This is a genomic window from Polyangium jinanense (assembly GCF_028435365.1).
In genome coordinates, this window is record NZ_JAGTJJ010000010.1 from 121350 (window position 1) to 137691 (window position 16342).

A 16342-nucleotide genomic window follows, 5' to 3' on the forward strand; every position below is an offset into this window, starting at 1 on the left:
CGCGCGGCGCGGCCCGGTCAAGCGGCAGGCTCCGGCGCGCCCCGGAATCCGAGCGCCCGCGCCTGCGCCGGGCCCGTGTCCTTGCGGCGCCAGAGCACCGCGTCGAGCACGTAATGCGTGGCCTGCGGCAGCGCGAGCAGAGGCACGACGAGCGCGCGCGCCGAGGGGCCGAGCAGCGGCGCCTCGCGCATCCCGCCGAAGAGCGAGGGTCTGTCGTGCCAGACCAGCCGATCCCAGAGCGCCTCCTCGGCGAACGCGAGCGCGAGCGCCGCCGCGGCGAACGCGAGCACGCCGCCCGCCGCGATGCGCGCGACGAGCCCCGCGGGAGCCTCGCGCGCCCGCTCCCGCGTGTACGCCCAGAGCAGCGCCATGTACGGGATCCCGTGCACGAGCACGTTCGTCACGGTGAACTGGAAGTCCGAGTTCGTCGCGACGATCCCGGAGAACCACGTGATCGCCGTCGTCGCCACCACGAGATGTTTGCCCGGGTTCCGCGGCCCGCCCCGCCGCCAAACGAGCACGGCGCGCGCGGCGTACGCGACGAGCAGACCGGCCCAGACGACGCCCGCGGGCACGACGAGCGCGCGGAGCCATGGCGAGGTCACGAAGTCGTCCTCGACGAACCACCGGAACGCGCGGGGCAGGTGGGCGTGCCAGTAGAGCAACGGGAAGCACGTCGACGCGTAGATCGTGGCGTCGTCAAGCATGCGTCCGAGCCGCGAGCGCTCACCGGCCCGTGCTCGGTAGATCGCCACCCAGCCCGCTTGTTGCCGCACGAAGTGGAGCACCGCCACGTACGCGAGCACGCGCCAGAAGAGCCGCTCGGACGTGGCGTGGAGCAGCGCGCCCGCGGCCCAGCACGCGAGCGGCGTGGCCACGTAGAGCGCGCGGCGCTTTCCGAGCTCCTCGCGATCGAAGTACGTCCGGAAGAACGTCGTGTGGACGTGCGCGACGTCGACCGCGAGCACGAACGTGATCCATCCCCAGAGCGGCAGCGCGCCCTCGTCGCTCAGCGCGGGCGCGAGCGCGGCGAGCACGAGCGCGAGCGCCGCGGACCCGCCAAAGACGGCCACGTCGACGCGCGCGCCCCAGATCCAGGGCCCGTTCACGAGGCGCTCGGGGACCTTCCTCGCCCCTCCCTCAGCCGTGGATGGCCGCGGCGATGATCCAGGAGAGCCCCAGGATCACCGAGCCGATCACGATCGCGAGCGCGGTGTTCTGGTCCTCCTCGATCTCCTTGCGGATCGAGAACGGCGTCACCTTCGTGATGATGAAGAACGCCACGGCGAAGACGACGAGCCCGATCACGACGAAGATCAGCGTGGCGATCGAGGCCTTGAGCAGCTGCGAAATGTCGAGCATCGATGCTCTCCCGAGGGCCCGGAGGGGCCGTGCCGGCAGGGTAAGGGAAGATGGGCCCGGCTGGGAAGCCTCGACGTCGTGGGCGGAAGCGACTACCTCACGCGGAGGACCATGGGCATCGCGCGGATCGGCGACGTCGACATTCATTACGAAACCTTCGGCGAGGCCGGTCCGGCCGTGCTGCTCGTCATGGGCCTCGGCTCGCGGGGGGACAACTGGACGGCCATTTCGCGCGCCCTCGCCGGCCGCGGCTTTCGTGCGATCCAGTTCGATAACCGCGACGTCGGCCGCTCCTCGCGTTTCCCGGGCGGAAGCTACGAGATCGCCGACATGGCCCAGGATGCCGTGGGGCTGCTCGATCACCTCGGCATCGGCGAGGCGCGGCTCGTCGGCATTTCGATGGGCGGCATGATCGCGCAGGAGCTCGCCGTGCGTTTCCCCGAGCGGTTCTCGCGCCTCGTGCTCCTCGCGACCTGGCCTGGCGGGGACGTCGCGAAGACGCCCGAAGGCGCAATCCTCTCCGAGCTCGCCTCGCTCGCCCCCGATGACGATCGCGCGGCGGCCGAGGCGCGCCTTGCCGCGTTTTATCGCGCCATCACGGGCCCCGCGTTCGCCCAGAAGAACCCCGAGATCCTCGACATGGCCATCGCGTTCGCGCTCGAAGGCGTCCCCGAGGTGGACGGTCTTCTGCGGCAGATCCAGGCGATCAGCCGGTTCTCCATCTGGGACCGCCTCGGCGACGTCCGCGTGCCGACCCTCGTCTTGCACGGCGACGCCGATCCGCTCATTCCGCACGAAAATGGCGAGCTCCTCGCGCGGCGGATTCCGGGCGCGCGGCTCCGCACGCTGCGCGGCGTGGGGCACCTCGTGCCGCTGGAGGCGCCGCTCGAAACCTACGGCGCGCTGCTCGATTTTCTATCGTGACGTGGCTCGGCTCGCCTGGGCGGATCGCTGGTCCGTCCCATGCATCGCTGTCTTCGCATGGTAGATACACGCACGGATGGGATGTCGGGGCTTTCGTGGGTGGCGCTGGTCCTCGTGATCGTCGGCGCCTTGAACTGGGCGCTCGTGGGGCTCTTCGACTGGAACCTCGTCGCCGCTCTATTCGGGACGTTCTCGGCGCTCACGCGCATCGTGTACGTGCTCGTGGGCCTTTCGGGTCTGTATTTGATTTTCCTCTCGACGCGGCTGGTGCAACGGCCAAGAGCTTGACAGCGGAGCGAGCCCTCAATCGCCCGTGATCCCTCACGAAAATTTCTGGACAAGCGCGGCTGTCCAGGTTTCGATGCCCGACGTTTGTGCGCTGCATGGAGCAGCCCATGAGGAGGTCGGAGCATGCGTTTCGGGATTCGGGCGATCGGCGGGGTTTTGCTCCTCGGGGCCATATCGGGCGCAGCGGCGGGCTGTAGCGACGATCCCGCGACGACCGCGACGGGGGCGGGGGGCCAGGGCGGCAGCGCGGGCCAGGGCGGGGCGGGCGGTCAAGGCGGCCAGGGCGGCGATGCAGGCCAGGGCGGCGACGCAGGGCAGGGCGGCCAGGGCGGACAGGGTGGGGCGGGCGGGCAAGGCGGCGCGGGCGGGCAAGGCGGCGCGGGCGGGCAAGGCGGTGCGGGCGGCACGGGCGGCAGCAGCGCGGTCTGCGGCGACGGCGCGGTCGAGGGCAGCGAGGGGTGTGACGACGGCAATACGGCCGATACGGACGGCTGTTCGGCGGCGTGCGCGGTCGAAGCTGGATGGAGCTGCGCCGGGGAGCCGAGCACGTGCACGACCGGTTGCGGCGACGGGGTGATCGCCGGCCTGGAGGCGTGCGACGACGGCAATACGGCCGATGCGGACGGCTGCTCGGCGGCCTGCGGGCTCGAGTCCGGCTGGAATTGCGCCGGAGAGCCGACCGTGTGCACGGACCTCGACGAATGCGCGCTCGGCACGCACAACTGCGACGCGAATGCGACGTGCACGAACACGCCGGGCTCGTTCACCTGCGCCTGCAACATGGGATATGCGGGCAATGGCGTCCTGTGCATGGACGTGGACGAGTGCGCGCTGAACACGGACAACTGTGACGCGAATGCGACGTGCACGAATACGCCCGGCTCGTTCGCCTGCGCCTGCAACATGGGATATGCGGGCAATGGCGTCCTGTGCATGGACGTGGACGAGTGCGCGCTGAACACGGACAACTGCGACGCGAACGCGACCTGCACGAACCAGCCCGGCACGTTCGCCTGCGCCTGCAACATGGGGTACACCGGCGACGGCCTCATGTGCACGGACGTGGACGAGTGCGCGTTGAATACGGACAACTGCCACGCGAATGCGACGTGCACGAATACGCCCGGCTCGTTCGCCTGCGCGTGCAACATGGGATACACCGGCAGCGGCGTCATGTGCACGGATGTGAACGAATGTTCCGCCGGCACGGACGACTGTGACGCGAACGCGACCTGCACGAACCAGCCCGGCACCTTCTCCTGCGCCTGCAATCAGGGTTTTACCGGCAATGGCAAGACGTGTTCGTCGGTCTGCGGCGACGGCCTCGTGGTCGCGGGCGAGGCGTGTGACGACGCGGGCACGATGTCGGGCGACGGGTGCTCGGCGACCTGCCAGGTGGAGACCGGCTATTCCTGCACTGGCATGCCGAGCGTGTGCGGACCGCTCTGCGGCGACGGCATTCTCTTGTCCGGCGAGAAATGCGACGATGGGGACGCCATGGGCGGCGACGGGTGCAGCGCGACATGCAAGGTCGAGCCGTACTTCCGGTGCAAGGGCACCCCGAGCACGTGCGCGCGCATCAAGATCGCGTATGCCCCGTCGAACGCCGACGCCTCCACCTATCGCTCCGCCATCGCGGCGATCACGGGCGGCACGGTCACATACGTCGATCCCCGCACGACCACGCCCTCGCTCGCCACGCTGAACGCCTATGATTGCGTGCACACGTGGGTGAACACGGGTTATGCCAACGGGACCACGTTCGGCAACAACCTCGGCGATTTCGTGGACGCGGGCGGAAACGTCGTCCTCGGCGTGTTCTCGACCTACACGAGCAACATCTCGCTCGCCGGCAAGATCATGACCGCCGCCTATTCGCCCGTGGTCTCGCCGACCGGGGACAACCGCTACACCTCGTCGAGTTATTCGGGCAATGGCACGACGTTCCTCCACAGCGGCGTCTCGACATATGCCTCGTTCTACCGCGACATCCTCATCCTGCAGGGCGCCGGGATCGTCGACGGCACGTACGCCGACGGCGAGATCGCGCATGCGTACCGACCCGACTTCAAGGTCGTTTACTCGAACGGCACGGGGCACCCGAACATGCAAGGCACCGGCGACTGGGCGCGGCTCGTGGCGAACGGCTGCGCGGCTGGCTTCCTCCAGTAAAATCGATTGATTTCCGCCGGGTCCGGGGAGACGATGATCGTCATGGCGACGAGCGTTCGTGGGCTCCTCCTCCTGGCCCTCCTGGCAGGCTGCGGCGCGCGCACCGAGCTGCCCGTCTGCCAGGTGGAGGGGGAAAAGCGTGAATGCGAGACCATCTGCGGCAAGGGCGTGGAGACATGCGTCTTCGGCAAATGGGAGGGCTGTACGGCGCCCCGGCCCTCCACCACGATCCCCATCGGGGTGACGATCCGCGATTTCAGCGCTTCGCACCCCGATATGGAGGAGCTCTCGATCGGGCTCGATCTCGGGATCGTCGAGACGAACCTCGGCAGCGACGGCAAACCCGTCTACGCGGGAAACCCCACGACGCTCACGACGAGCGGCAAGGCGAGCTTCGACGAATGGTACCGCGACGTCCCCGGGATCAACGCGTCGACGTCATTCACGCTCGAGCTCGCGTCGGGCCCAGGCGCGCCGAATCTGTACCAGTTCAACGCCCCCGACTTTTTTCCGATCGACGGGCAACTCCTCGGGAACGAGGGAAACCCGCATAATTTCCACTTCACACTGGAGATGCAGATCCCGTTCCGATACGTCGGCGGCGAGTCACTCACGTTCCGCGGGGATGACGACCTCTGGGTCTTCATCAACGACAGGCTCGCCATCGACCTCGGGGGCGTGCACGCGACCGAGAGCCGGACGATTCTCCTCGACGACGAGGCCGAGACCCTCGGCATCACGAAAGGCGAGGTGTTCCCCTTCGCGCTCTTCTTCGCCGAGCGGCACACGTCGGGCTCGAATTTTTACCTCGAGACGACGATCGCCGAGTTCGACGTCTGCCCGAAGTGACGGTCACGCCGTCGCCGCGTCCTCGGCCGGCTTCTTCTTGCGTTTCTTCTTTTTGGCGGGAGGCGCGGGTTCGTCCGTTCGAACCTCCGCGGGCGGGAGCTCGCCGAGCATGATTTGCCGCACGATTCGCGTCGCGTCCTCGGCGCGGGACGCGGGAACCATCACCTCGATGGGGACGAACGGGTGGGCGAAACGCGCCATCGTCCGGTAGAGGACGCCACGCAGGAGGACCGGAATTCCCTCGCTGCGAAGGGCGGCGGCGACCATGTCGGCGGCAAAGACGCGGTGCTCCGGCCAAACCGAGACGAGCTCGCCTTCGATTCGCATGCGCGCACGGACCTCGGCGACGAGATCGAGGACGAGCATGGTCAGGAGCGGCACGAGATAAAGGCTCGCCCCTGGGCCGACGTCCACGAGCAGCGGGAGGATCACGAAGACGCAGAGCGGCAGGATGCTCCGGCGCAGGGCCGCGAGGACCTCGGAGTCCCCTTCCTCGAGCGGCCGGCTGTCGGGCGAGTATTCCCGAACGCGGCGCCATAACGCCTCGCGCGCGGTCGGTGTCTGAAAGCCCCATCCGAAGACGAGGACGAGGGCGGCCGTGAGGACGAGCCTGATGACGAGGGGCGCGCCGTCTGTCTCGAAATACAACGCGCCGGCGTTGTAGGGGATGAGGCCGACGGTCGAGAGACGCCAGAGCAGCACAGCGAGGCCCGCGGGGATGAGCGCGGGCGCGATGCCGCTCGCGGGCAGCCGGAGCGGCGGCGGATTCGCGCCCCGCGGGCCCGCGCCTTGGCGATAAGGCTCCGCGCCGGACGCTCCCACAAGAACGCCTTCGTCCCGCCTCGTAGGCCAGCGCGCGCACGCGAACGTCGTGCCCGCGAGCAGCGCCGGAATGGCGAAGATGCGGGCCATTTCGGCGGAGGTGGGCGGCCCGTCCGGAAGCACCCCCGAGAGAACCGCGTGGAGCAGCTCGCCTTGCGTGACGAGCTCAGGGACGAGGTAGAGCAACGCAAATCCATTGCCGAGGCCTCGCCTCGTCACCCACGTGGCGAGCAGCACGAGCAGGCTCGTTCCGGCGAGCAGGCTGCCGATGATGTCGAGCTGCGACGCCCCCGGATCGAGAAGCGACTGGAAACGGGCGATGGCATAGGCCTGGAAGAGCGTGAGCACCATCCCCAGGAGGATCGCAGCCCGCCCGAGTTTTTCGCGCCCTTCGGGGCCCGCGTGCCGGAGCGGGCGCAGGGAGGGGACGATCCAGGCGACGAGCTCGACGAACAACGCCGCCGTGAGGATCGGGGACAGGCCGACCGAAAACACGTTTCGCTGGTTCAGCGATATTTCTGGCAGGCGCGTCCCTGTTTCTATCTGTGGAAGGAGCAAGAGCCTCGGCCCGGCGATCGCGATGGCGAGCGCCACGACCGTCACCCCGATCCGCGACGAAAGACCCGGCGGAAACGGGCGCGCGGCGGTATCCGACGATGGAGCGGCGTAATACGCCGGCCCGTCCATGAGCGCGGCCCCGCAATCGGCGCAGTCCGGACGCTCCACGTCGTATTCGGCCGGCGTTCCGGTGCGCTGGCGATGCGAACACGCGACGTTCGGACAAAATTTCATGATGCCCCTCGCCCCGAGCATCCGCGCCCGCGCCCCCGGCGTCAAGCCCTTGTTCCCGGCGTCGTCTGCGCGTAGCCTGGGCCTTGCGAGGGCGAGCGATGCAACGACGAACGCTTCACGGGGCGATCCTGGTTTGTCTCTTCACGGGCGTAATTTCGGGCTGCGGGGACGACGCCGCTCCGGCGCCGATCGATCCCAAGACGAACCCGGACGAGGGGCCTGTCGCGGGAAACCCGGACGGCGCCTGCACCGTGCCGGCCGAGGCTCAGGCGGTGGATACGTCGAATCCAACGCAGGTCGTCGGCAATGGCACGAAGGAGAGTTGCACCTCGGATGCATTCGTCGATGCCGTGGCGAAGGGCGGCATCATCACGTTCGATTGCGGCCCGGATCCCGTGGTCATCACGCTCGACCGCACCGCGAAGATCTTCAACGATACCGGTCCCGAGATCGTGATCGACGGCGGCGGGAAGGTCACGCTGAGCGGCGCGGGGGCGCGGCGCATTCTCTACATGAACACCTGCGACGAGGCGCAACACTGGACCACGTCGATGTGCCAGAACCAGGACCACCCCCGGCTCACGGTGCAAAACTTGACGTTCGTCGACGGCAATGCAAAAGGCGAGGACCCGGACGGCGGCGGCGCGATCTTCGTGCGGGGAGGCCGCTTCAAGGTGGTCAACAGCCGCTTCTTCAACAACGTCTGCGACGATGTCGGCCCGGACGTCGGGGGCGGCGCGATTCGTGTCCTCAGCCAATACGAGGGGCTGCCCGTGTACGTCGTGAACAGCACGTTCGGCGGGAGCGAAAAACTCGGGAACGTCTGCTCGAACGGCGGCGCGCTGAGCAGCATCGGTGTTTCGTACACGGTCCTGAACAGCCTGATGTCCCACCAGCGCGCGATCGGCAACGGCGCGAACCCGGCGAAAGACGGGACCCCGGGCGGCGGGAGCGGCGGCGCCATTTACAACGACGGCAATACGTTCACGTTGACGGTCTGCGGGACGAAGATCACGGAGAACCATGCGAACGAAGGGGGCGGCGCCATCTTCTTCGTCAGCAACGATCGCACGGGCACGCTCGTGATCCAGGATTCGGTGCTCTCGAAGAACCCGAGCCTCGGGTTCGAGACGCCGGGTTATCCCGGCATCTTCGTGCTCGCGAACGGCGACCCGCAGGTCACGAACTCCACCCTGGAATGACAGATCCATGTCCACCATTCACATCTCCGCAGCGCCCGGCGACTTCGCCGACGTGGTCCTGATGCCGGGTGATCCCCTGCGCGCCCGCTACATTGCCGAGCGATTCCTGGAGCAGCCGCGCGAGGTCACGGCCGTGCGCAACATGCTCGGGTTCACCGGCCAGTACCAGGGACAGCGCATCTCCGTTATGGGGCACGGGATGGGCATCCCCTCGCTCTCCATTTACGCGACCGAACTCATTCGCAATTACGGCGCGCGCGTGCTCATCCGGGTCGGGAGCTGCGGCGCGCTCCGGCCGGAGGTCGACCTCAAGGAGGTAATCGTGGCCTTCGCCGCGGGCACGGATTCCCGGGTCAATCGCCATCGCTTCCTCGAACACGATTTCCCGGCGGTCGCCGATTTCAACCTGGCGCGGCGGGCGGTGGAGATCGCGGAGCGACGCGGCCAGCCCGTCCGCGCGGGCTCCGTGTTCAGCGCGGACCTGTTTTACATGCCGGAGGTCGCGCGGCTGCACGAGACGCTCGTGCGCATGGGGATGCTCGCGATCGAAATGGAGGTGGCGGGCCTGTACGGCGTCGCCGCGGAGCAGGGCGCGCGGGCGCTCGCGCTCCTCTCGGTCGCGGACAACCTGCCGAAGGGCACCGGGCTCTCCTCGGCGGAGCGCGAGACGAGCTTCAACGCGATGATCGGTCTCGCGCTGGAGCTCGCGGCCGAGGAGGCCGCGGCCGTCGCGCCTGCGCCATAGCGCGTTTCCTCAGCGTCCGGGCCGACCTGGCCCTTTGGGGAGATCGTCGGGACCAATGATCACGGATTGGGCCAGCTTGTCGCCATCGGGCGGCGTCCCCTGGAACGGCAAGGGTTTGCGCGGGACGAACGAGCTGATATCGGCCGTATCGCCGAACCCGGGCGCGCGTGCCGGGGGGGGCGGCGCGGGCGATGCGGGAGGCATTTCGGGGGCCGACACGCCCGGCGGCATCTGGAAGGGCATCGTCGGCAGCTTGGTTTGAGGTCGAAATGCCGGGCGTGTCGCGCCGAGGTCTTCGTGAGAAGGTGCGGGGACACGCGCGGGAACGGGGGGCGGTGCGGGCGCAGGTGCGGGCGTGGGCGCGGGGGGCTTCACGTATTGCTTCCACACGGAGCCGGCGCTCTGGGGCGCGCGCGAGGGCGGCTCGTCGAGCATGAAGGAAGGCCGTTCGGGGCCTCGCTCTTCGGGATCGGGCGCGTCCGGATCGATGGGCTCGCCGAGCGACTCCAGGCGCGGAGGCCATTCGCGGAGCTTGCGCGACGTGCCGCCGAACGCGCGGGCGAAGCGGAGCACGATGTCGGGTTTTTCTTCGGCCGCGGCCTCGGCGAGCGCCTCCCCCCACGCTGCCGCGACCCGCGCCCAGCGCGCGGGACGAATGCCGCAGCGGAGGAGGACCTCCTCGGCGAAGTGCGGCGGGAAAAACTTTCGGTAGGCCATCACCTCGGCGAACCGTTCGAGGGTGAGGCCCTCGCGGCGTTCCTCGGTCGGGGCTTGGGGGGATGCAAAACCGGGCTTCGTGGTCATGAACCGCTCCCCTCACTTTTTGGTTGGCTTCACGAAATCAATCCATTCGGGGCGCCATGCGCGGTCGGGGGCCTTGAGCCATACACAAGCCGGGCCGCTGCCCAGTGCGCACGCCGTCTTGGCGAAATCCTCGGCCTTTCCGTGATTCTTCGGGACGCCCACACCGAGATCGTGGACCCAGGCTGCGTAGAAGCAGGCGAAGTGATCTCCCTCGTCGCATGAAAAAACGAGCAGGCGCAGGGCCTCCGCATGAGCCTCTTTCGAGGGGATCCCGTGCGTGTCCGTGCCGAGCAGAGCTTCGCCGACGTCTCGGCAGCCCATCGGGTTGCCGAGACCACAAGCCCTCCGGTAAAGCGCCATGGCCTTCGCGGGGTCCTTCGTCGTGCCCATGCCGTCCGCGAACCTCGTGCCGAGCCACGAGCAGCTCTGCGCATGTCCCAGATCGCATGCCCGATGGAGCAGCTCGTCGTACCGTTTGTCGTCCCTGGGCACGCCAAGGCCCCTGTAATGCATGTTCCCGAGCTTGCCGCAGCCGCTGCCATAACCGTCGTCGCATGCGCGGCGATACAGAGCGACGGCTCCGTCGATGTCCTTGCGTTTGTCTTGCTCCAGCAGCGCCCCCAGCTCCACGCAGGACGCCGAGTCACCTCGATCGCAAGCGTCCCGCAAGACCGACCGCTGTTTTTCCGGGTCGACCGCCGTCCCAAAGCCCTTCGCGTGCCACGCGGCGAGGGTGGAGCAGGAATCGAGCTCCTCGGCGCAGTCTTTCTGAAGGAGCTCGAAAGCCTTCCTGCTCAGCGTCGCCGCTCGCTCCTTGTCGGGTTGCTCCCCGTCCCAGCCGTTCTCGTAAAGGATCGATGCAATCGCGCATCCGCGCCGGTCTCCGCCGTCGCACCCGCGCTCGAGCATCTGCTTTGCGAGTGCGTGATTCCTCGGGAGCACCTTTCCCTTCCGATGGACGTTGCCGAGGACGGTGCACGCGCGTGCATATCCCCCCTCGCACGCCTTCTGGGCGAGGGAAACCGCAGCTCGCACGTCGGCCTCCTTTTCGACGCGGATGCGCATCGCGCCGTCCGTCAGGAAAAGGGCCGCGAGATGGCCGCAGGCTGGCAGGTACCCCGCGTCACACGCTTTTCTCTGGAGGGCCACGGAGGCGTCGTCGTCCCGAGGCAGCCCTTCGAGGAAAAGTGCTCCGAGCTCGTGGCATGCGGCTAGATCATTTCCGTCGCATGCCTTGCGGAAGACGGCCTCGGCGCGGCGCACGTCGCGCCGTCCAGCTTTCCCACGCATGACGAGCACGCCGAGGTTCCTGCAGCTCGCGAAGTCGCCAGCGTCACACGCTGCCTTGCATGCTTCAGCGCTGCTTTCGAGCGTGCATGGCTCGGGCCGGGATGCCATAGACGAAGGCGCGTCCTTGGCCGAGGCCTTCGTAGGAGGCAGAGCCGGTCGACCCTCCAGGTCATGGGGCGCCGGCGCGGAAGATCCACACGCGACGACCAGGCCCGACGCAACGACGAGCCCCGCAAGAATGGTTTGGCGCGCAGCAACGATCATGCGAAAGCGACCTCCGGCGCGGATTGGTCCTCGTCGTGCACGATGGCGGAGTCCGCGAGAGCCTCGGGGGCGGGCAGCGGCGCCGTCGCGGGCTTGCCGTCGCGAAAGAGATCGGGGATCTCGATGGTGTGGTCTTCGGTATCGGGATCGCAGAACCGATCGTGCACGTGCTCGCCATCGTAGGACATGCGCTTGCCGGCGTCTTGCTTGGGCTTCGGCGCGACGCGGGCGCGGATGGCGTCCGGGATGGCGTTGCCCTCGAAGCTCTCGGTCGTCGACCCGAAATTGAGATCCGAGCGCTTGCGGTGCCAGTAGAGGCAGGTCCCGTTCGCCGCGTTCGTCAAGACGATCGTGTCACGGTAGTCGTGTATGTACGAGAGCCCGGGCGTCGGCTCGACGAGCGGGTCTTTTTTCTTGTCTCGGTTCGGGTTTGCCTTTTTGATCTCGTACTTCTTCTTCTTCGCTGCGTAAACGACGGGCTCCATCTCCGCGAGCTTTCGCTTGCGGGCGCCGTGCTCCCACATCATCCGCGCGAGCTCGCCCTGGGGCGTGTAGATGATGAACCAGCCCTGGAGCTTCGTGAACCCCGGCATGTTCCGCAGCGCCCACACGCAGCGCGAGATGTGGAAGTTTTCCTCGTCGTTATCCCCGTACATCCGAAACATCTTGCTCACGTACAAGATATGGTCGTCCGTCATCTTGGCGGGCGGCACGCGCTCGGTGATGACGAGGCGCAAGAGGCCGATCGGGCGCGCACTGCGGATGAACTCCGCCATGTCGAGTAGATCTTCCGGCGGTTCGGGCGGCACGCCGAGGCCGCAGAACGTATTGCCCTGGTAGACCTGTGAGATGAAGTTCCCGTCGTAAATCCCTGCCTTGCTCACCGGATCCATGAGCGTGTGGGCCATGTGCTCGTCGAGCGGATGCCCGTTCGTCGTGTCGAGGAGCTGGACCTTCTTCTTGTCCTTGCTGATCCGCAGCACGAGATGGATGTGTGATCCTTTCCGTTGCCCCGAGACCGGCACGTCGACTTGCACGGAAAAGTTCTCTGCAGGTATGTTGGCGAGGCTGGGGTCACTCGAGAGAACAGTCTTCTGAACCGAGACGTTGCTCTCTGTGTCCTCGTGCAAGTACTGCTGGTCCTTGAGCTGGCTCGTTTTCTCCGGCAGGTCGTTGAGGGCCTGCTCGCGATGTTCCTTCTTGAGCTGCGGGACGCCCTTTTCGTCGACGGTCACCCAATGGGGGGGGACCCATGCCGTCGTGTACTTCGCGTCGCCGAATGGGTTGTAACAATAGGCCGAGCCCGGGCGGAGAGGCACGGGGATCACCTGCGTGCTGTCGGCCGGCGCCCCTTTGGCCTTTGGCATCGGCTCGATCCCCGTCGCGACGGGAACGCGCAGGTGCGCGAGGTTCGTCGGGTACCACCTCCCGCCATTCTTCTCGTCGAAGAGGGGTTTGCCCTTGTTCTGGCTCGCAGCCAGGTTCGCCCCGTCGAGGTGCTGCTCCAGCGTGAAGCCGCGGGTCAGGACGCCGTACGTCGTGAGGTGCTGGCAGGCGCAGGCGATGGACACGGCGGGGTCTGTGTTTTCGACCATCACCTCCTCGAGCTTCCGGTTGTTCTTGGCGAGCTTGACCTTGTACGCCTGGATCTCGAGGTGCGTCGCCGGGAACGTCGCGTCCTTGCGGGCCTTGCACGCCTCCTCGAAATCGACGCTGCGCCGCTGGATCCGCGAAAAAATGTACGAATCCCATTTCGAGTTCTGGAAATACGCCTGCCCCGGGCCCCCGTACCGCATGCCGAAGACGATCTCCGAGAGCGCGCGAGCCCACGCCTCCTCGCCCTCACTCGCGTCCCAGTCCTCGTTTTTCCCGGCCGGACCCGCCCACGCCTCGTCGAGGCTCCGGTGCAGCCGTTCCTCGATCCAGGCAAGAATCGCCCCGAGCGTCTCGGGTTTTTCCTTGTCGAGCTCGCTCTCCAGGTACGGACCCGCGCCGATCGCGCCTTCCGGGATGTCCGTCTCCGTGTGATTCAGGCACACGACGAGGCGCGGCGGAGCGCCCGGGTGCGCCGCTGGGTTCGATACCTTGCCGATGGCCTCGGCAACCGCCTGGATGAATTGCTTGTCCGCCTCGGGGATCGCCATGACTCCCTCAATTCCCGTGCACGTCGAGCAGCGTTCGTTGGGTCGCCTCGTCGAGCGCCCCCGTCTCTTCGAGCTTGTGATCCTTCTGGAACCAGGCGAGCGCCGCCCGCGTCTCGTCGTCGATCCCGCCCCGGATCGCGCCCACGTAATAGCCGAGGTTCTTCAGCCGCACCTGCGCGCCGGCAATCGAAGCGATGTCGGGCAAGGCGCCGATCTTCACCGAATACTCCCGCTTCGGCCCCGTGCGATCCTCACCGAGCCACAACGTGATCCGTGCCGTCTGCGCGTCCTTCGGGACGTCCCGCTCCACGAGACCATCGGGCCCCGTAATTCCGTCGCATTTAAAACCCTCGCAGACGAGGTCGTAGAGCTTGCCCGCGTAGGGCTCGAAGTTCTCGTCCGTGAGCTTGATGCGTAGCTTCACGGTCTCCGGCTCGGGCTCGTCGCGCGTCGGGTCCTTCGGGCGGCTGTCCTTGCAGTTCAAAAGGACCCGCGTCCCCTTCACGCTGGCGTCCCGATCGAGCTCGATCGACGATTTCTCGCCGTAGAGCTTCAGCACCTTCGAGACGATCTCCGCCTCCTCGCCGAGGCGCACGGCGGGCCCCTTGCCCGTCATGGCCGCGCTCTCCTGCCCCTCGATCTCCACACGGCGCGCGCGCAGGACGATCCGATCCGAGAGGATCTCCACCACGCTGTCCCCCACCACCAATGAAATGCCCTGATCTGCCTGGATTCGCGCGGTTTTTCCGGCCGATACGATCCACTTTCCGGAGACGTTCGTCTCGACGATCCCGTCGTCGCGCCCCTCGCCCACAACGACCGCGTGCTCCGCCTCCACGCGGAGCACGCTCTGGCCCATCACCACCGTCAGGTGATCGCCGTGCACCGTGTGCCGGTCCGATCCGTGCACGACCTCTGCGCGGCTGCCCCGGACCTCGCTCGCCACGTCGCCGCCCGTCGATTGCGCCATGCCGCCCGAGACGCTCACGGTCGCGCCGCCGTCGATCGTCTGTACGAGCGCGCCGGCCACGTGATCGTCGCGGTCGCCCTGCACGCGCAGGACGTGCTTGCCGCCGATCGTCACGGTCTTGTCGTGGGTGACCGTCTCGTCGTGGTCGTTTTCGATCGTCTCGCGCAGATCCTTCTGCGCGTGGATCGAGATCTCCTCGGCGCCCGCGCGATCCTCGAAGGAGATTTCATTGTAGCCGCCGCCGCCGGGCGTGGTCTGCGTGCGAATGCCGCTCCGGGTCTTCGCGTCGGGCAGCTTGAACGTGGGCGGGTGTGTCGCGTCGTTCAGGCAGCCCATCACGACGGGCCTGTCGAGGTCGCCGCCGAGGAAGCCGACGAGCACCTCCATCCCGACGCGTGGGATGAATTGAAAACCCCAGCCGGTGCCCGCCCACGCCTGCGCGATGCGGATCCAAGAGGATGAATGCTCGTCGTGTTTTCCTTCCAGATCCCAGTGGAATTGCACCTTGATACGGCCGTACGGATCCGTATGAATTTCCTGCCCCGAGGGCCCCACGACCGTCGCCGTCTCCATCACCTGGCGCATCGTGCGGCGCGGTTTCTTCGGGCGGATGGCGACGGTTGCAGGCGCCGCGCGGAACGTCGTGGTGAAGACCGGATCGTTCGTCCCGGCGTGTTGCGGATCGTGGCCCTCGTGGACGGCGCGGACGACGACGTAAGGGCCGTTCAGCGCGGGGACGTCATGATCTTCGAGCGTGAAGCGATGGCCCGGCGAGAGCCTGCGGCAATACGTCGTCCCCTCGGCGAGCGCGGCGCGCGCCCTTCGTTGTTCGAGCATGGTGATCGCCCGCGCCGGATCGATCTCGGGCTCCTCGTCCTCGCCGTGGTGCTCGTACACGACGAGCCCCTCGGCCTTGCCCGCGCTCGCCCGCAGCTCGGCCGTGGGCTTGCGGAAATCGTGATCCCGGACGAGCGTGCCTTCCGTCGCCGCGCTCGTTTGTCGGATGAAACGCGTGACCTGATCCTCGCGGACCGTGAGCGCGGTCGCGCCGTCGGCCCGGCGGAACACGAGGACGTCGGCGCCGGGGATGCGCGGATAAAGCGTGGGGGCGTCGCCGAAGACCACGACCTCCCGGGCGTCGTCGGTCCCGTCGCCGGGAAACTCGAAATGGTAGAAGACGCCGGCCTCCGCGGCGAGGCGCTGTACGAAGGCGAGGTCGCTCTCGCGGTGCTGTACGCAATACGCGCGGCGCGGGTGCGGGCCGAGGAGGTCGAAGCGGCAAGGAATGCCGTGCCCCGCGAGCACGGTGGCGACGATTTCGGGGAACGTACGGTCTTGAAAGATGCGGCTGCGCTGGTTGCGTCGGCAGAGCGCGAGGCGCGGCACGAGGCGGAGGCGGAAGGCGATCCGGCCTTGTTCGACCGCGCCCTCGGCCCGCACGCGCGAGACCACGCCGCGCACGATCCGCGGCGCGTGATCGGGGACCGCGATGCAGAGGACGGCGTCCTTGCCGATCATGTCCCGCTCGAAGCTCGCTTCGTCGAGCCCCTGGGCCTCGGCAAACGCGACCACGTCGAAGGCAAAGGGCCGCGAGATGCGCTCCTCGCCAGCGATTTTCACGACCGTGAGGCGGCCTTTGCCGAACTCGGAAGCGCGGAACTCGAAGTGGGTCCTGGGCTCGGAAGAATGGGCCATGGGCGAGGTTCTCGCCCAA

General features: G+C 67.5%; 13 protein-coding genes. 6 read left to right on the forward strand and 7 right to left on the reverse strand.

The window, feature by feature from the left end:
• Nucleotides 1-17: 17 nt before the first annotated feature.
• Both KEG57_RS20430 and KEG57_RS20435 read right to left on the reverse strand, forming a co-directional pair.
• Complete coding sequence (locus KEG57_RS20430) at nucleotides 18-1109, reverse strand: hypothetical protein (RefSeq protein ID WP_272421267.1); 1092 nt, start codon at nucleotides 1107-1109, stop codon at nucleotides 18-20.
• Nucleotides 1110-1140: 31 nt separating this feature from the next.
• Nucleotides 1141-1362, reverse strand: a complete 222-nt coding sequence (locus KEG57_RS20435; RefSeq protein WP_272421266.1) for a DUF350 domain-containing protein — start codon at nucleotides 1360-1362, stop codon at nucleotides 1141-1143.
• 78 nt (nucleotides 1363-1440) lie between these two features.
• Between KEG57_RS20435 and KEG57_RS20440 the strand changes: the two genes are divergently transcribed.
• The 4 genes from KEG57_RS20440 to KEG57_RS20455 all read left to right on the forward strand — a co-directional run bounded on the left by KEG57_RS20440 (nucleotide 1441) and on the right by KEG57_RS20455 (nucleotide 5595).
• Nucleotides 1441-2286, forward strand: coding sequence for an alpha/beta fold hydrolase (locus tag KEG57_RS20440; RefSeq protein ID WP_272421265.1), 846 nt, complete (start codon nucleotides 1441-1443; stop codon nucleotides 2284-2286).
• A 57-nt stretch (nucleotides 2287-2343) separates the two neighbouring features.
• On the forward strand, nucleotides 2344-2574 hold the full coding sequence (locus tag KEG57_RS20445) for a DUF378 domain-containing protein (RefSeq protein WP_272421264.1): 231 nt from the start codon (nucleotides 2344-2346) through the stop codon (nucleotides 2572-2574).
• Nucleotides 2575-2697: 123 nt separating this feature from the next.
• Nucleotides 2698-4746, forward strand: coding sequence for an EGF domain-containing protein (locus tag KEG57_RS20450; RefSeq protein WP_272421263.1), 2049 nt, complete (start codon nucleotides 2698-2700; stop codon nucleotides 4744-4746).
• 42 nt (nucleotides 4747-4788) lie between these two features.
• The gene (locus KEG57_RS20455; RefSeq protein WP_272421262.1) at nucleotides 4789-5595 is read left to right on the forward strand and encodes a fibro-slime domain-containing protein; all 807 of its coding nucleotides are present in this window, start codon (nucleotides 4789-4791) and stop codon (nucleotides 5593-5595) included.
• Nucleotides 5596-5598: 3 nt separating this feature from the next.
• On the opposite strand, the gene KEG57_RS20460 is transcribed toward KEG57_RS20455, so the two are convergent.
• Entirely contained in the window at nucleotides 5599-7209 is a 1611-nt protein-coding gene (locus KEG57_RS20460) for a putative signal transducing protein (protein WP_272458703.1), read from the reverse strand.
• Between the two features lie 98 nt (nucleotides 7210-7307).
• Here KEG57_RS20460 and KEG57_RS20465 point away from each other — a divergent pair, with 98 nt between their 5' ends.
• Both KEG57_RS20465 and deoD read left to right on the forward strand, forming a co-directional pair.
• Nucleotides 7308-8411 carry a hypothetical protein gene (locus KEG57_RS20465; RefSeq protein ID WP_272421260.1) on the forward strand — a complete coding sequence of 368 codons (1104 nt, stop codon included), beginning with the start codon at nucleotides 7308-7310 and terminating at the stop codon, nucleotides 8409-8411.
• 7 nt (nucleotides 8412-8418) lie between these two features.
• Nucleotides 8419-9156, forward strand: coding sequence for a purine-nucleoside phosphorylase (gene deoD / locus KEG57_RS20470; protein ID WP_272458704.1), 738 nt, complete (start codon nucleotides 8419-8421; stop codon nucleotides 9154-9156).
• A 9-nt stretch (nucleotides 9157-9165) separates the two neighbouring features.
• On the opposite strand, the gene KEG57_RS20475 is transcribed toward deoD, so the two are convergent.
• The 4 genes from KEG57_RS20475 to tssI form a co-directional block, all read right to left on the reverse strand.
• A complete protein-coding gene (locus KEG57_RS20475) occupies nucleotides 9166-9960 on the reverse strand; it encodes a hypothetical protein (RefSeq protein ID WP_272458705.1) in 795 nt (264 codons plus the stop codon).
• Between the two features lie 12 nt (nucleotides 9961-9972).
• On the reverse strand, nucleotides 9973-11250 hold the full coding sequence (locus KEG57_RS20480; protein ID WP_272458706.1) for a tetratricopeptide repeat protein: 1278 nt from the start codon (nucleotides 11248-11250) through the stop codon (nucleotides 9973-9975).
• Between the two features lie 260 nt (nucleotides 11251-11510).
• The gene (locus KEG57_RS20485; RefSeq protein WP_272458707.1) at nucleotides 11511-13658 is read right to left on the reverse strand and encodes a hypothetical protein; all 2148 of its coding nucleotides are present in this window, start codon (nucleotides 13656-13658) and stop codon (nucleotides 11511-11513) included.
• 7 nt (nucleotides 13659-13665) lie between these two features.
• The gene (gene tssI / locus KEG57_RS20490; protein WP_272458708.1) at nucleotides 13666-16323 is read right to left on the reverse strand and encodes a type VI secretion system tip protein TssI/VgrG; all 2658 of its coding nucleotides are present in this window, start codon (nucleotides 16321-16323) and stop codon (nucleotides 13666-13668) included.
• Between the last annotated feature and the right edge of the window lie 19 nt (nucleotides 16324-16342).

Bases quoted from the DNA above. Each gene is read 5' to 3' on its own strand.
- KEG57_RS20480 (WP_272458706.1), bottom strand. From the start codon at position 11,250: ATGCGTGGGAAAGCTGGACGGCGCGACGTGCGCCGCGCCGAGGCCGTC.
- tssI (WP_272458708.1), bottom strand. From the start codon at position 16,323: ATGGCCCATTCTTCCGAGCCCAGGACCCACTTCGAGTTCCGCGCTTCC.
- deoD (WP_272458704.1), top strand. From the start codon at position 8,419: ATGTCCACCATTCACATCTCCGCAGCGCCCGGCGACTTCGCCGACGTG.
- KEG57_RS20475 (WP_272458705.1), bottom strand. From the start codon at position 9,960: ATGACCACGAAGCCCGGTTTTGCATCCCCCCAAGCCCCGACCGAGGAA.
- KEG57_RS20455 (WP_272421262.1), top strand. From the start codon at position 4,789: ATGGCGACGAGCGTTCGTGGGCTCCTCCTCCTGGCCCTCCTGGCAGGC.
- KEG57_RS20445 (WP_272421264.1), top strand. From the start codon at position 2,344: ATGGTAGATACACGCACGGATGGGATGTCGGGGCTTTCGTGGGTGGCG.
- KEG57_RS20450 (WP_272421263.1), top strand. From the start codon at position 2,698: ATGCGTTTCGGGATTCGGGCGATCGGCGGGGTTTTGCTCCTCGGGGCC.
- KEG57_RS20465 (WP_272421260.1), top strand. From the start codon at position 7,308: ATGCAACGACGAACGCTTCACGGGGCGATCCTGGTTTGTCTCTTCACG.
- KEG57_RS20460 (WP_272458703.1), bottom strand. From the start codon at position 7,209: ATGAAATTTTGTCCGAACGTCGCGTGTTCGCATCGCCAGCGCACCGGA.
- KEG57_RS20435 (WP_272421266.1), bottom strand. From the start codon at position 1,362: ATGCTCGACATTTCGCAGCTGCTCAAGGCCTCGATCGCCACGCTGATC.
- KEG57_RS20485 (WP_272458707.1), bottom strand. From the start codon at position 13,658: ATGGCGATCCCCGAGGCGGACAAGCAATTCATCCAGGCGGTTGCCGAG.